The organism is Kitasatospora mediocidica KCTC 9733, assembly GCF_000744225.1.
Lineage (GTDB): Bacteria > Actinomycetota > Actinomycetes > Streptomycetales > Streptomycetaceae > Kitasatospora > Kitasatospora mediocidica.
Map to the genome: position 1 here is coordinate 333324 of NZ_JQLN01000006.1, position 14421 is coordinate 347744.

The 14421-nt window shown below is 74.0% G+C and carries 13 protein-coding genes; 1 reads left to right on the forward strand and 12 read right to left on the reverse strand.

Annotation, left to right across the window (positions count from 1 at the left end):
• Position 1 precedes the first annotated feature (1 nt).
• The 5 genes from BS80_RS27785 to BS80_RS27805 are packed head-to-tail and all read right to left on the reverse strand — an operon-like array spanning position 2 to position 4462.
• Positions 2–259, reverse strand: coding sequence for an acyl carrier protein (locus BS80_RS27785; RefSeq protein ID WP_035803270.1), 258 nt, complete (start codon positions 257–259; stop codon positions 2–4).
• A gap of 48 nt (positions 260–307) precedes the next feature.
• A complete protein-coding gene (locus tag BS80_RS27790; RefSeq protein WP_051967271.1) occupies positions 308–1576 on the reverse strand; it encodes a beta-ketoacyl synthase N-terminal-like domain-containing protein in 1269 nt (422 codons plus the stop codon).
• Positions 1573–2841, reverse strand: a complete 1269-nt coding sequence (locus BS80_RS27795) for a beta-ketoacyl-[acyl-carrier-protein] synthase family protein (protein ID WP_035803277.1) — start codon at positions 2839–2841, stop codon at positions 1573–1575. The genes BS80_RS27790 and BS80_RS27795 overlap by 4 nt, the downstream gene beginning before the upstream one ends.
• Positions 2838–3254, reverse strand: a complete 417-nt coding sequence (locus tag BS80_RS27800; RefSeq protein WP_035803279.1) for a cupin domain-containing protein — start codon at positions 3252–3254, stop codon at positions 2838–2840. Before BS80_RS27800 ends, BS80_RS27795 begins: the two co-directional genes overlap by 4 nt.
• A gap of 56 nt (positions 3255–3310) precedes the next feature.
• Positions 3311–4462 carry a SchA/CurD-like domain-containing protein gene (locus tag BS80_RS27805; protein WP_157536639.1) on the reverse strand — a complete coding sequence of 384 codons (1152 nt, stop codon included), beginning with the start codon at positions 4460–4462 and terminating at the stop codon, positions 3311–3313.
• Between the two features lie 251 nt (positions 4463–4713).
• On the opposite strand from BS80_RS27805, the gene BS80_RS27810 reads away from it, so the two are divergent.
• Positions 4714–6348 (forward strand): FAD-dependent oxidoreductase, encoded by a 1635-nt coding sequence (locus BS80_RS27810; protein WP_035803284.1) that lies wholly within the window; start codon positions 4714–4716, stop codon positions 6346–6348.
• Between the two features lie 19 nt (positions 6349–6367).
• On the opposite strand, the gene BS80_RS27815 is transcribed toward BS80_RS27810, so the two are convergent.
• The 7 genes from BS80_RS27815 to BS80_RS38105 form a co-directional block, all read right to left on the reverse strand.
• Positions 6368–7552 carry a multicopper oxidase domain-containing protein gene (locus BS80_RS27815; protein ID WP_035803285.1) on the reverse strand — a complete coding sequence of 395 codons (1185 nt, stop codon included), beginning with the start codon at positions 7550–7552 and terminating at the stop codon, positions 6368–6370.
• A gap of 186 nt (positions 7553–7738) precedes the next feature.
• Positions 7739–9469 (reverse strand): alpha/beta hydrolase, encoded by a 1731-nt coding sequence (locus BS80_RS38100; protein WP_051967272.1) that lies wholly within the window; start codon positions 9467–9469, stop codon positions 7739–7741.
• Positions 9469–9873, reverse strand: coding sequence for a hypothetical protein (locus BS80_RS27825; RefSeq protein ID WP_035803287.1), 405 nt, complete (start codon positions 9871–9873; stop codon positions 9469–9471). The genes BS80_RS38100 and BS80_RS27825 overlap by 1 nt, the downstream gene beginning before the upstream one ends.
• A 111-nt stretch (positions 9874–9984) precedes the next feature.
• Positions 9985–11379 carry an MFS transporter gene (locus BS80_RS27830; protein WP_051967273.1) on the reverse strand — a complete coding sequence of 465 codons (1395 nt, stop codon included), beginning with the start codon at positions 11377–11379 and terminating at the stop codon, positions 9985–9987.
• A gap of 157 nt (positions 11380–11536) precedes the next feature.
• Positions 11537–12961, reverse strand: a complete 1425-nt coding sequence (locus BS80_RS27835; protein ID WP_051967274.1) for a copper resistance CopC/CopD family protein — start codon at positions 12959–12961, stop codon at positions 11537–11539.
• Positions 12952–13323: a hypothetical protein gene (locus tag BS80_RS42075; RefSeq protein ID WP_198045639.1), complete on the reverse strand. Its 372-nt coding sequence runs from the start codon at positions 13321–13323 to the stop codon at positions 12952–12954. The genes BS80_RS27835 and BS80_RS42075 overlap by 10 nt, the downstream gene beginning before the upstream one ends.
• A 236-nt stretch (positions 13324–13559) precedes the next feature.
• Positions 13560–14273 (reverse strand): hypothetical protein, encoded by a 714-nt coding sequence (locus BS80_RS38105; RefSeq protein WP_051967275.1) that lies wholly within the window; start codon positions 14271–14273, stop codon positions 13560–13562.
• Between the last annotated feature and the right edge of the window lie 148 nt (positions 14274–14421).

A 14421-nucleotide genomic window follows, 5' to 3' on the forward strand; every position in this document is an offset into this window, starting at 1 on the left:
GTCAGGCTCCAAGGGTGAGCTGGGTGTTGACGAGGTCGAGGAACTCGTGAGGGGTCCGGCAGGTCTCCGGGTTGTTGCCGATCGAGGTGCCGTAGCGGTTCTCCAGCTCGGACACGATGCCGAGCAGGCCCAGCGAGTCGAGGCCGTAGTCGGCGAAGTCCGCGTCGGGCCGGCTCTCCATCTCCCACGGGTCGACCGCCAGGCCGGCCCGGCGCTTCATCAGGGTGGCGAGGTCCTCGAAAGTCACGGGGTCGTTCATGGGTGCTCTCCTTCTTCGGTGGGGGCGCCGGCGATGCGGCGCCCCGGCTCAGGGCCGGTCGTCGACGGCGCGCTGCAGTACCAGGGCGGCGTTGCAGCCCATCAGGCCGCGGCTCAGCACGAGTGCCGTCCGCAGCCGCAGCTGGCGGGGATGGCCGGTGACGAGGTCGAGGTCGTGGCGCACCTCGGTGATGTTGGGCGTGGGCGGCACCACGCCGTGTTCCAGCGCGAGCACCGCCGCCGCCGCGTCCAGCGACGACGCGCCGGAGTACGCCCGGCCGAAGCCGGTCTTGGGCGCCGTCACCGGCACGTCCGCCGCGTGCGGGCCCAGCGCGTCGGCGATCGCCAGCGCCTCGGCCTGGTCGGCGGCCGGCACGCCCAGGGCGTCGGCGAAGACCACGTCGACGTCGGCGGCCGAGCAGCCGGCCTCCGCCAGGGCGGCCTGGATCGCCCGGGCCAGTCCCTGCCGGGACCGTCCCCAGTCGCCGGTGCCGGTGAACGTCGCGGCGTGCCCGGCGACCACCGCCCGGATCCGCGCGCCGCGCCGCAGCGCCGCCGCCTCCTCCTCCACCACGAACATCGCGCCGCCCTCGGCGGGCGAGAAGCCGCAGGCGTCCTCGGTGAACGGGAGGTAGGCGCGCTGCGGGTCCTGGGCGAGGCTGAGCTCGGGGTAACCGAGCTGGCAGACCACCGAGTAGGGCGCGAGCGGCGCCTCGGTGGCGCCGACCACGACCGCGTCGGTGCCGCGCCGGATCGACCGGCAGGCCTGGGCGAAGGCGTCCAGGCCGCCGGCCTCGTCGTTGGCCAGCACCCCGCACGGCCCCTGGAAGCCGCCGCGGATGGAGATCTGCCCGGTGCTGGCCGCGTAGAACCAGGCGATGGACTGATACGGGCCGACGAAGTGCGGTCCCTGGCCCCACAGTTGCTGGAGCTCACCCTGACCGAACTCGCCACCGCCGGAGCCCGCGGCGGTCACCACGCCGATGGCGAACGGATCCTGTGGGTCGGTCGCCAACCCGGCGTCGGACAGCGCGAGATCGGCCGCGGCCATGGCGAAATGGGTGAAGCGGTCGGTCTGCACCAGGAAGCGGCTCTCGATCAGCCCGGCCGGGTCGAAGTCGTTGACCTGGCCGGCCACCCGAAGCGGCAGTTCGGTGCAGCCCTCGCGGGTGACCGGTCCGAGCACGGTGGTTCCCTGCTGGACGGCTTTCCAGAAGGCGTCGGTCCCGACGCCGTTCGGGGCGATCACACCCAGGCCGGTCACCACCGCCCGCCGGCCGGCCCGGGCTTGTGGTTCCTGCTGTTCCGGTTCCCTCATGAGGGCCTCCCGTTGTCTCGCGCCAGTACCACCGCGGACTGGAAGCCGCCGAAGCCGCTGCCGACCGAGAGCACGGTCCGCAGCCTCGCCTCGCGCGCGATCCTCGGCACGTAGTCGAGATCGCAGTCCGGGTCCGGGGTCTCGTAGTTCGCGGTCGGCGGCACCACGCCGTTGGCCAGCGCCAGGGCGCAGGCGACCAGTTCGATCGCCCCGATGGCCCCGAGCGAGTGGCCGACCATGGACTTGATCGAGCTCATCGGGATGTCGTACGCATGGGAGCCCAGGGAGCGTTTGACGGCCGCGGTCTCGTGCCGGTCGTTCTGCTTGGTGCCTGAACCGTGCGCGTTGACGTAGTCCACCGCGCCGGGGTCGAGCCGGGCCTGCGCGAGCGCCCGGTCGATCGCCTCGGACATCTCCCGGCCCTCGGTGGTGAGACCGGTCATGTGGTACGCGTTGCCGAAGGTGGCGAAACCGCGGATCTCGCAGTAGATCCGGGCGCCGCGGGCGCGCGCGTGCTCCAGCTCCTCCAGGACGAGCACCGCGGCGCCCTCGCCCAGGACGAAGCCGTCCCGCTGGGCGTCGAACGGCCGGGAGGCGTGCGCGGGGTCGTCGTTGCGGGTGGAGGTCGCTTTGATCGCGTCGAAGCAGGCCACCGTGATCGGGGAGATCGGCGAGTCCGCGGCGCCGGCCACGATGATGTCGGCCTTGCCCTCCTCGATGGCGTGGAAGGCGTGGCCGACCGCGTCGAGGCCGGAGGTGCAGCCGGTCGAGACGGTCTGTACCGGGCCGTGCGCGCCGATCTCCTCGGCCACCTCGGAGGCCAGCGCGCTGGGCGAGAAGGCCCGGTGCAGATGCGCCCCGGCGCCGCGGGCGTCGACGTCCCAGCGGCCGCCCGAGCTGCTGACCGCCACGTAGTCGTGCTCCAGCCGGGTGGTCCCGCCGACCGCCGAGCCCAGCGACACGCCGACCCGCCAGAGGTCCTGCAGCCCGAGGTCGAGCCCCGAGTCGCGGACCGCTTCGGTGGCCGCCGCCAGTGCGAACTGCACGTAGCGGTCGGAGCGTTCGGCCCGCACCGGGTCCAGTCCGCAGGCCACCGCGTCGAAGTCGCACTCCGCGGCGATCCGGGAGCGGAAGCCCGCGGGGTCGAACAGGGTGATGCCGCGGGTCGCGGTCTGCCCAGCGGTGAGCAGGTCCCAGAAGGCCCGCACGCCTATGCCGCCGGGAGCGACCACGCCCAGCCCGGTGACCGCCACCCGGCGGGTCACGTCCGTGCCCCCAGCTGGGCCGCGTCCTCGGTCTCCTCGGTGTCCACGTGGCCGAGCTCGGGGCGCGGGGCCAGCGGTCCCAGATGGAAGACCATCCGCGCCTCGGTGCTGCCCACGTTGCGGAACCGGTGCTTGACCTCACGCGGGATCATGAGCCCCTGGTCAGGCCGCAGCGGATGGCTCTCGCCGTCCAGGTCCACCTCCAGCGAACCGCTGACGACGAAGACGAACTCCTCGGAGTACGGGTGGTAGTGCTCACCGATCCGCTCGCCGGGCTGGATGATCGCCACGCCCATGAACCCGCTGGTGGCTCCCACCGACGTCGGGGTGAGCAGGGCGCGCAGGTCGCCGCCGCGGCGACGGTTGGGCTGCGTCTGGTCGAGGTGCACGATGCGGGATGACTCAGTGCTCATGATCGCTCTCTCTGGCTTTCTCGTGGTGCGGGTGGGGAGCCGGGGGACCCCGGGGTTCAGGACTCCTGCGTCCGGCGGTCGGTGACCGGGTCCATCGCGCAGTCGGCGAGGTAGCGCCGGACGCCCTCCTCGGTGCTCAGGTCCCCGCCGGGGCCGAGGTCGAGCAGCCGTCCGAGCTCGGCCGCCGCGCCGCGCAGGCCCGGACCGGCCGCCGTCTCGCGGTGCGGCCCGCGGAGGTCGACCACCCGGACCAGCACGTCCTCGCTGAGGAAGACCGTGCCGGCGACCATCGGCTGCGCCGGGTCGGCGGCCGCGGCCCGGTCCAGGTCCGCGAGCAGCTGGGCGGCGGCCGGGCCGCAACCGGGGCGCACGGTGTGCAGGTAGGCCAGACGGGTGAGTTCGCCCGCGGTCCCGGGTGCGGCGTCCACCCGGTGCACGGCGGGCAGCGCCGCGCGGGCGAAGAAGGTCCGCGCCGAGGTCGGGTCGCTGAGGTCACGGGCCTCCTCCAGGTACGGGTTGACGGCCTCCTCGACCGCCCGCACTTCGGGCTGGGACGCGACGTGCCGCAGCGCGTTGCCCAGGTCGCCCGCCACCTCGACGGCCCGCACCACCCGGTTGCCGTGCATGAACAGCGACGTGCGCAGCAGCTGCGTGACGCCGTCCACCCGGGCCTTGGGGGAGCGGTAGCCGGCCAGGATCTTGGCGACGGCGGGCTCGCTGCCCGGCTTCACCGTGAAGGTGAGCGCGTGCCGGACCACGCCGCCAGTGGCCAGCGGCGGCGCGGGCACCGGGTCGAGCCCGGTCCGGTACGTGGTGCCGCCCTTCGCGGGCGCGCCGGGGGCGTGCTGCGCGGCGGCATGGACGGCCGACGGCTCGGGGGTCTCGCGGGCGATCACGAACCGCAGCGACTGCGTGTCGCGGACGCAGCCGTGCAGCGGTTCGACCAGCGTGCGGTGGGCGGGGCTGTCCACCCAGGAGAGGAACGGCTCGGCGGCCTCCCACTCGCTGGTGATCAGCCACTGCGAGGAGTTCCCCAGCGACTGGCAGAGCTGGTCGCTGACGTGGCCCGGCAGCCCCGCCACCTGGTGGCGGATCTGTTCGTAGGCCATCAGGAACTTCTCCTGGTGGCCGTCGAGGACGTCCAGCAGCAGCACCACCCGCAGCCGGGGCGTGTCGACTGCGGGGAGCGTGGACTGTTGGTCGGTCATGGTGGTCAAGGTGCTCGTTCCTCCTGGATGCGGCGGGGCGGCTCGTCCCGGATCGCGCGGGCCGCCACGGGATCTGGGCGCGACCGATCGCATGCGTTCGATGCTTACGCACCGCAACGGATGTCGCGCGATGCGTGAGTCGTGCGAGTGAAGATCCGGTGCGCGCCCGCCCGGCTGGGAATAGACAAGCCCAGCCGGGAACGACCGTCGCCGCCCGCGACGGGGCCCGCGTACGTGTCTGGAGAGAGTTGATGACGTCGAAGGTCGACGACCGTGTGCCCGTCCTGATCGTCGGTGGCTCGCTGGTCGGTCTGTCCACCTCGCTGTTCCTCGGCCGCCTCGGCATCGAGCACCTGCTCGTCGAGCGGCACGCGCGGACCTCGCACCATCCGCGCGGGCGCGGCAACAACGTGCGCACCATGGAGCTGTACCGCACGGCCGGCGTCGAGCCGCTGATCCGCGAGGCCGCCTCCGTGCTGGCCGAGAATCACGGGATCCTGCAGGCCGACACGCTCACCGGCGCGGACCAGGAATGGCTCTTCAAGCAGATCGACCCGGGCGGCGCGCTGTCCCGGCTCAGCCCGTCCGGCTGGTGCCTGTGCAGCCAGAACGACCTGGAGCCGGTGCTGCTGCGCGGTGCGCGCGCGCTCGGCGGCGAGCTGCGCTTCGGCACCGAGCTGGTCTCCTTCGAGCAGGACGGCGACGGCGTGACGGCCGTGGTCCGCGACCGCGACACCGGCGCGAGCCGTACCGTGCGGGCCGGCTACCTGGTCGCCGCCGACGGCCCGCGCAGCCCGGTCCGGGAGAAGCTCGGCATCGGGCTGACCGGGCAGGGCGACCTGTTCCACAACGTGAGCATCACCTTCCGCGCCAAGCGTCTGGCCGACGCGGTGGGCGACCGCCGGTTCATCGTCTGCTACCTGACGAACCCGCAGAGCCCGGGCGCGCTGCTGCCCGTCGACAACGAGGAGCACTGGGTCTTCCACGCGCCCTGGCGCCCAGACGGCGGCGAGACGCTGGAGGACTTCACCGACGAGCGCTGCGCGGAGCTGATCCGCACCGCGACCGGCGTGCCCGACCTGGAGGTGGAGATCACCGGCAAGGCGCCCTGGCACGCCGCCGAACGGGTGGCGCAGCGCTACGGCGACGGCCGGGTCTTCCTGGTCGGCGACTCGGCCCACGAGATGTCCCCCACCGGCGCGTTCGGCTCCAACACCGGGATCCAGGACGCCCACAACCTGGCCTGGAAGCTCGCCGCCGTGCTCGGCGGCTGGGCCGGCCCGGGCCTGCTGGAGTCGTACGACGCCGAGCGCCGCCCGGTCGCGCTGGCCACCAGCGCGCGCGCCTCCGCCCGCTCGGCCGAGCACCGCCACCCCGGCTACGACGTCAGCCCCGGCGTCGGGCGCCAGGCCGGGATGCTCGCGGTGGTGCTGGGCTACCGCTACCCCGGCGGTGCGGTGCTGGGCGCCGACCCCGACGGGCCGGCGGTCCCCGAGAACTTCCGCCCGGTGGCCGAACCCGGCGGCCGGGCCCCGCACCTGTGGGTGCACCGGGACGGCGTCCGGCTCTCGACGCTCGACCTGTACGAGCGGGTGCCGGTGCTGCTGAGCGGCCCCGAGGGCGGGGCCTGGCACCGGGCCGGCCTGCGGGTCGCCGAGCGCACCGGCGTACCGATGGCCTGCTACCGGGTGGGCGACGGCGGCGACCACGAGCTGGTCCCGGAGCCCGGCCCGGACTGGGCCGAGCTGCACGGGACGACGGTGGGCGGCGCGGTGCTGGTGCGACCCGACGGGTTCGTGGCGTGGCGCTCGGCGGAGGGCTTCGCGGGCGCGCACGAGGATGAGCTTGAGGGCGTGCTGGCCGGCGTGTTCGGCCGGTCCGGGTGAGTTATCGGCCGCTACCGGCTCAGGAGGTGACCCGGTAGCGGCCGACCATGCCGCCCATCATGTGGTGGGTGACGTGGCAGTGGTAGATCCAGTCGCCCGGGTTGTCCTCGGTGTACTCGACGGTCAGCGTGGTGGAGGGCGCGATGATCTGCGAGTCCACCCACCCCTGGAAGCCCTCGTTGCTGCGCCAGCGGTGCCCGTGCAGATGGAAGACGTGGGTCTCGTTGCCGAGTGCGGCGATCCGCCAGCGCACCCGCTCCCCGGCCTTCGCCGTGAAGGTCGGGGTGTTGTCGACGAACGCGCCGCCGTTGAACATGTTGGTGTTCTGCGCGAGGGAGGGGACGTCGGCGGGCGAGGCGTCGTGGCAGAAGAGCACGAACTCCCGGTCCACCGGCGGAGTCTGCTCGTCGGTGACGGCGATGATGCCGAACATGCCCAGCTCCGCGCCGATCTCCATCACGTCGGGCCTGGGGTGGGTGGAGGCGCTGCCGTCGGGCAGCGGAATCGACTGAGGCACCGAGTGGTCGTGGTAGGGCCAGGTGCCCACCGAGCTGGGGCGGCAGACCCAGGTGTAGGTGTAGCTCTCCCCGACCGCGACGGCGGTGCCCGGCCGGTCCGGCTCGTCGGCCAGCCAGCCGCCGTCGTTGTCGCGGTCGTAGCCGACCCCGTGCGGGTGCAGGCTGTGCGGCCAGCGGTAGTGCGTGTCGTTGTTGCGGAAGTGCACCCGGATGGTGTCGCCGACCTCGGCGCGCAGCACCGGCCCGGGGATGCCGGTGTTGGGGCCGACGCCCTGCGGGCTGAGGTCCGGGTCCAGCGGGGCGGCCCAGTTGGGGGTGTAGGCGCGCAGGCCGATCGCCCAGAAGCTCGTCTGCGCGGCCGTGAAGCGCATCCCCGTCATGCCGTCGTAGCCGTTGGGCACCGCGTTGTGCTCGAAGGAGTCGGCCTGCACCCAGTACTCGCGGACCGTGCCGCTCGCGCGGAACTTCTCGACGGCGAACGGGTCGACGGCGCCGGGTGCCTGCGACGGGTGCGGTGCGTGCGGGGTCTGCGGTGCCTGTGGTGCCGTCAGGGCCTGGGCGCGGGCCGCGGCCGGGGCCCCGAGCTGCGCCGAGACCGCCAGCCCGGCGAGGGCGCCGCCGCCCAGCAGGGTGCGAAGCACGGTTCGGCGGTCGTCCTCGCGGTTCTCGGCACGCGCCGGGTCCACTGGCATGGCGTCCTCTCAGGTCGTCGAGTGTCTCGCAGCAGCCGATCGGTGGTCGAGCCGGTCGGCGTCGATCACCCCGCTCGCGGGGAGACTAATCGGACTTAGCGGACAATCACCGGTCACCACTCGGGAGAGTCGCCCAGTCGGCGGCCGACCCGGCGGCCGTGCGTCGAAGCCCACCGCCGCTCACCGGGGCGGCTGGGTCTGGACGTCCTGGGGGCGGCCGGCCACGATGCGGCCGATGTTGCGCAGCGAGTTCCCGCCGCTGCGGTCCAGGTAGTTGGAGTGCGAGGCGAAGCCCGGCGGGCCGTCGGCGACGTCGAAGCGGCGGGCGCCGAAGTCGGCGCTCGCGGGGTCCGGTCCGAACCAGAGCCGGTCGCCGTCGCTCCGCGCGAACAGGGTGTCGCCCAGCCAGCCGCCGACCGCCGCGCCGAACGGGCCGCCCAGGCCCGCGCCGGTCACCGCGCCCCGGGCGTCGGCCCGTACGCGTTCGCCGGCGGGCAGGTGGCTGACCGGGTCGTTCTCGGCGGCGCCGACCCAGACGTGGTCGGCGGGCACGCCCAGGTCGGCGGCCCTGCGGGCGTCGACGCCGGGGCTGCCGATCAGGACGACGTCATCGGCGCCGGTGCCGCCGGGGCCCTGCCCGGCCAGGCCCACGGTCAGCGAACCGTAGCTGTGCCCGACGGCGGTCAGGTGCGCGGCGGGGCCCTGGTGGGTGGCGCGCAGCCCGGCCGTGAAGCGTTGGTAGGAGCGGGCACCGCGCACCGCGCGGTCGGTGCTCAGCACCTCGGCCGGCGCCGGATCCTGCGGGGAGAGCCGGTCCAGGCCGGGCGGCGGATCGTAGCCGAGCCAGACCAGGGAGGCCGTGCTGCGGGACGGATCGGCCTGCTGCGCGGCCCGCCAGATGTTGAGCGCGCGGTCACCGTCCTTGCCGCCGACGCCGGCGAGGTCGGTCCCGACGCCGGGGACATAGGTGCTGACGTCGGTCGCGGTGTCCGGGTCGCCGAAGGAGAGGATGCAGCGTCCCTGGCCCTCGTCCGACAGGCCGTACAGGAAGTCCGGCGGCCACTGGCCGGCATCGCGGTCCAGCCGGTCCTGGACGGCCTGGAAACCGGCCAGCGCGGCCTGCTCGGCCTCGCTCGACTGCCGGTCGCCGTGGGCGGCGAGGTACTTCCTGAGGGTGATCCGGTTGGCCTGGTCGCGGGCGGCCGCGGGCACGCCGTCGCGGTTGCCGACCAGCTCCGGGTAGTGCTGGACGAGCAACTGGCGCAGGTCCGGCGTCAGTGCCCGCCACCAGGCGCTGACGGCGACGGGGTCGGCGCTCGCGGGAGGCAGGCCGGCGGCCAGCAGCGTCCGGGCGTCCGCCGCGTCGGCCCGCGCCGTCCGGGTGTCGAGCCCGCTGCCGTCGGCGGCGTGGTCGGCGAGGCGCTCCAGCTGGGCGGCGGCCTGCCGGTCGGCGCGGTCCGCGTCGTGCAGTGCCTGGGCGACGCGGGTGGTGATGCTCCGTACGGCGGCCGACCGGTCGGCGGTCACCTCGCGGTCGTGGCGCTCGCGGGGGTCGGCGGCGGGCGCGGTGACCGTGCCGTCGGCGGCCACCGTGCAGCCGGCGGCGCTCGCGTCGGCCAGGGCCTGAAGGAGGGTCGTCCGGGCGCTGAGGAACTCGGCGGCGGCGTCCCGCAGCAGTGCGCCCGCCGTCAGCAACTCGGTTTGAGCCGCGTCGAGTTGGGTGCACTGCACGGCGAGAACGGCTTGCGCCTGGGCGGCCGCGGCGCCGGTCCAGCAGCGGGCCGCGTCGGTGTGGATGTCCGCGACGGTGGCCAGGTGGCGGGCCAGGCTCCGGGCGAGGGTGTCGCAGGCGGTGCCGGCGTCGGCGAGTGGCTGGGGGTCGGCGTCGTGGAGCTGCTGGAGGCTGATCATCAGCGGAAGGCCGGGCGGTAGGGGGTGGCGGCAGGGCCGCTGGTCCTGGCTCTGCTCGCGCTGTCGGCGGCCAGCAGCTCGGTCATCCCCTGCGCCACCGAGGCGTTGGTGTCGTGGTAGCCGGCCGCGGTGGTGACCAGGCGGGCGCCCTTGTCGTCAAGGTCGACCGCGAGCGCCTTGAGCCGTTCGGTCCAGGCGCCGGTGCAGCGGTCGAGGGCCGCGGCGGTGCGCCAGCCGCTCAGGGCGGTACTCGCCGCGTCCGAGGGCCGGTGCAGGGTGGGCAGTTCGTCCGGCAGGGCCTGGCCGACGCTCTGCAGGGCCCGGCCGCCGGCCGTCAGCAGCTCGGGTTCGACCGAGAAGTCGACGGGGCGCGGGGGCAGGGGGAACGAGGATGGCACGGTCACCGTCCGCACCGTACGGGCCTCGCACCGGGCCGCCGGCGGTGCAGAACCGATCCCGCGCTCGGCGGCCGGGCGGGTGGATCCCTCGAACGGGTGAAGCGGGGGCGCCGCGCTCTACGCGCTCGCCCGGTGCGCCGGTGACAGGCCGGCGACGACCAGGAGGAGCAGCCCGCAGGCGGCGACCACGACCCAGCCGGGGCGGCTGGCGTGGGCGAGCGCGCCGTCGGACACTCCGGCGACGATGCCGCCGGCGATGGCGACGCCGAGGGCTGCCCCGAACTGCCGTGCGGTGGAGGTGATTCCGCCCGCGAATCCGGCTCGCGCGGCGGGCAGGCCGCTGACCGCGGTGTTGGTGATCGGCGCGTTCGCGAAGCCGAAGCCGACGCCGACCAGCAGGGCGGACAGGGCCGGCACCAGCAGACTGGTGTCGTTGTCCACGAACACCAGGCAGAGGCCGCCGGTGGCCAGGGAGCCGCCCGCCAGCAGCAGCGGCAGCCGCGGACCGACCCGGGCGACGAGAAGCCCCGACAGCGGTGCGCAGACCGTGGCGGAGACGGCCATCGGCAGGGTGACGACGCCGGCCGCGACCGCGCTCAGGCCCCTGGCGTGCTGCAGGTAGAGGGTGTTGAGCAACAGCGTGGCGCTGAGGGCGACGAACAGCAGCACCGCCCCGACCACGGCGGCGGTGAACGAGGGCCGCCGGAACAGCTGGAGGTCCATCAGCGGTTCGCCGCGCCGCGACTCGGTCCGTACGAAGCCCGCCGTCGCCGCCGCGACGCAGACGTAGCCGGCCGTCGCCGTGGTGGACAGCCAGCCGATCCGCGGCCCCTCGATGAGCAGCGCCACCGACCCGCCGACCGCCGCGACGAGCAGCAGCTGCCCGGGGACGTCGAAGCGGCGCGGCCGCTCGGCGCGGGACTCCGGCGCGAACACCGCTGTCAGCACCAGCGCCACCGCGATGACGGGGACGTTGACCCAGAACACCGAACGCCAGCCGAGGCCCGCGATGAGCGCACCGCCCACCGTGGGCCCGGTGGCCATGCTCAGGCCGAAGACCGCCGCCCAGACCCCGATGGCCCGGGCCCGTTCCCTGCGGTCGGTGATCGCGCTCACCACGATCGCCAGGGCGACCGGACTGAGCATCGAGCCGCCGACGCCCTGGACGGCCCGGGCCGCGATGAGCACGCCGATGGACGGCGCCAGCGCGCACGCCGCCGACGACGTGCCGAACACGACCAGGCCGAGCCGGAACACCCGCCGCCGTCCGATCCGGTCGGCGAGCGCCCCCGAGGAGATCAGGAAACTCGCCAGAACGAGGGTGTAGGCGTCAACGGTCCACTCCAGAGCGCGGGTTCCGATGTGCAGGCCGGATCCGATCGAGGGCAGCGCCACGTTGACGATCGTCGTGTCGAGGCCGACCACGAACAGGCTCAGGGAACAGACGGCAAGGACCGTCCAGCGTCTGTGCGGGGTGACGGGCGCGGGTGGGGGTGGCGGGGTGTCGTGCATGAGGTGCCTCCGGGCTGGGAGTTCGGGAGGATGGGTGTCCTGGCCCTGAGGATCACGTGTGCACGGACCGCGCCGGTAGAAAATTTGCCAAGACGGCAAAACCCCACCCCGCGGCCCGGTGAGGTCGCCGAGGTCGAGACGCAGGTGCCGCCTCGCGTCAGCAGGCGCCGGGGGCCTGTGCGCAGGCGGCGGCCGGGGGGTTGCCGGGGGTCTGGGTGTCGCGGGACGGGGCCGTGCCGATCAGCAGCACGGTGACCACCAGGACGGCTGTCACGCCCGCGAGTTCGAGCAGGACGGAGCGGCGCAGGGACGCGGTGGTCCGGCTCTGCCACTGCGCCCGGGACAGGTGGGCGCGGCTCGCGGCTGCTGCGGCGATCACCAGCAGGAAGACGGACGTCTTGACCAGCAGCAGCCTGCCGTAGGGCGTTGCGGTCAGTGCGTCGAGGCTGCCGACCTCGCGGAACGCCTGGTAGAGCCCGGTGGCCGCCAGCACCGCCACCGAGACCAGGGCGAGGCGGGAGAACCGTGTGGCGGTGGCCGCCAGGTTTGCTCCGGTCCGGCGGGTCAGGAGGACCGCGAGGGCGAGGAGTCCGCCGGCCCACACGGCCATCGCGGTGACGTGCAGCGTCGTGACCACCAGGGCCAGTGGCACCAGGGGTCCGTCGGCGGCGTGGCTGATCGCGCTCCAGGTGGTGGCGAGGGCGAGTGTCAGCAGGACGGCCGCGACCGCGCCACCGCGTGCGGCACGGCGCAGGAGCGGTTCACCGACTGCCGCGATCAGGGCCAGCAGGACGACGCGGGCGACCAACGCGTGCCCCTCGCGGGTGGCGAGGGTCGCGGACAGCAGTGTGCGGTCGAGGGTGTGCGCGAGTGACTCGCCCTGGGTGGCGGGCCCGTGGACGAAGAGCTGGACCAGCGCGCCCAGGAGCAGCGCCGCCCAGCCAACGGTGGCGGGCCGGCGCAGGGTGGCGTCGGCGCCGGGTTCAGCCGCGTTGTCGGGGGCGAGGCGCAGGCAGTGCAGGCGGATCGCCGCGGATCCGACCAGCAGGGCCAGCCCGGCCAGGCCCAGCCAGATGGCCAGGTCGAGGACCGCGTCGGTCACCCGGTCCGGGGCGCCGAACGGGCCGGCCGCGGTGGTCCGGCTGGGCGCGCCCACCGAGAAGGTGAGCGTGCCGGAGGTGGCGTGCCCGTCGTCGGCCGCGGTGGCTCGCCAGTCGATGACGAAGGTGCCCTGCTGCGGGATGGCGGAGAGGTCGACGGTGATGCCGTCGCCGCCGGAATCCGCTGCCCTGGCAGGCCCGTTGTCGACCCGGTGGCCGTCGGGCCCGATCACCTTGAGCGAGCTCAGCGCCAGTGTCACCTCCTCGGAGAAGGTGAGCGTCACCCGGTGCGGCTCGGTGGCGACGACGGTCCCGTTCGACGGGGAGGCGGAGACGAGGTCCGCGTGCGCGGCGGCCGGTCCGGCCAGGGCGAGCAGCGCGAGGAGGACGCCGAGCGTCAGGGCGCCGACGGTGGCGAGGCGCCGCAGTGGCGTGGTCGGCGTGGTCGGCGTGGTCGGCGTGGTCGGTGAGGTCAGTGGCATGCGCCTGCGGCCCGTCTCTGCTGGACCAGCTGGTCGACGCCGAGGCGGTAGTCCGCCAACGAGCCGGCGTCCGGAACGAAGCGCCACTTGCCGCCCTGGTAGAGCAGGGTGTTGCTCCCGGTGGCGCCGGCGCGGTGCCAGTCCACCCGTACCGTGGCCGGGTCGACGGTCGTGGTCGTGTCGATCGCGTAGGGGATGCCCAGGGCCGGCCTGCACTGGGTGTTGAGCCGGACGAAGTCGGCCTGGGCCAGGACCTGTTGGGCACTGTCGGCCCACAGGCTCCAGGCCTGGGCCCAGCCGCCGCCGGCCAGCAGCCCGAACTCCTCGGTGGCGACCGAGTCGGCCTGGAGCGACTGGGGCATGGGCGGTGCGGTGGGTCGGCTCGGCCGGGGCGTGCTCGAGCATCCGGTGGCCGCCACCGGGATGAGCGCCAGGGCGGCCACCACCCCCACTGCGGCCCGCCGGTTCGGTTCGCGGCGCAACGTCACTCCATGGTTGGTCATCGCGGCTGTGCCGGGCCGTGTTCGGCGGGCGGGCGTCGTGTCGACGCCCGCCCGCCGAGCGTGGTCGGCTGTGCTCTTCGGCCTTTCGGCAGTGCCTAGTTGGTCAGCCGGTCAGTGCCGTAGTGCTGCACCAGCGACTGGTTGGCCAACAGGTTGAGGTCGGCGGTGAACTTCAGCGAGTCGCGGATCTGGGCGAGCGTGATCGCGGAGCTGGGGATGCCGCCGAGCGAGTAGGTGAAGGACTGCCCCGGCGTGACCTGGCGCTGGACCAGCGGCACGTCGTGGAAGTCGAGGCGGGCGATGTAGAAGGACGTCCCGTCGCCGCGCGGCACCTCCAGGTAGTCCTCCTGGGGGTGGCCGTACTGCTGGGTGGCCGTGTACCCGTGGTTGTCGGAGCCGGACGGCGCGCGGAAGACCAGCAGCGCGCAGTCCGTGGAGAGCACCTGGGAGGAGGTGTTGGTGAACGTGAACGTCCAGTCGCCGTAGTACTGGTTGCCGCTGAAGCTCACGTACTCCGACAGGCCCACGTTGCTGGTGAACTGGGTGGTCAGCGGCTCGCTGAGGACCGGATTGGCACCGCTGATGGGGTAGTTGACCCCGTTGGCGCACCGCTCCAGCGGGAGGTTGTACTGCGAGGGCTGCCCGGTGGGGACCGCCTGGGTGAAGGTGGCGGGCCCGGAACTCACCGCGGTGGTCGTGTTCGGGTCGGCGACGGCCGAACCGCTGCCGGCGAAGGCCGCGACACCGGCGAGCAGGAGGACGGTGGCGAGGCCGGCGCCTAAGCCCCGTCGGGTGGAGTGTGCGTGCATGGTGGATCGATCCCTTCGATCGCGGACGAGCGAACGACCCACGGCGGGACGTGCCCTGCCGTACGGACAGACCGGCTCAGAGCAGTGGGGGAACGCACTGAGACGGCGCTTCTCGGGACACCCCGCTGAGGGCTCGGTTGTACCGTGG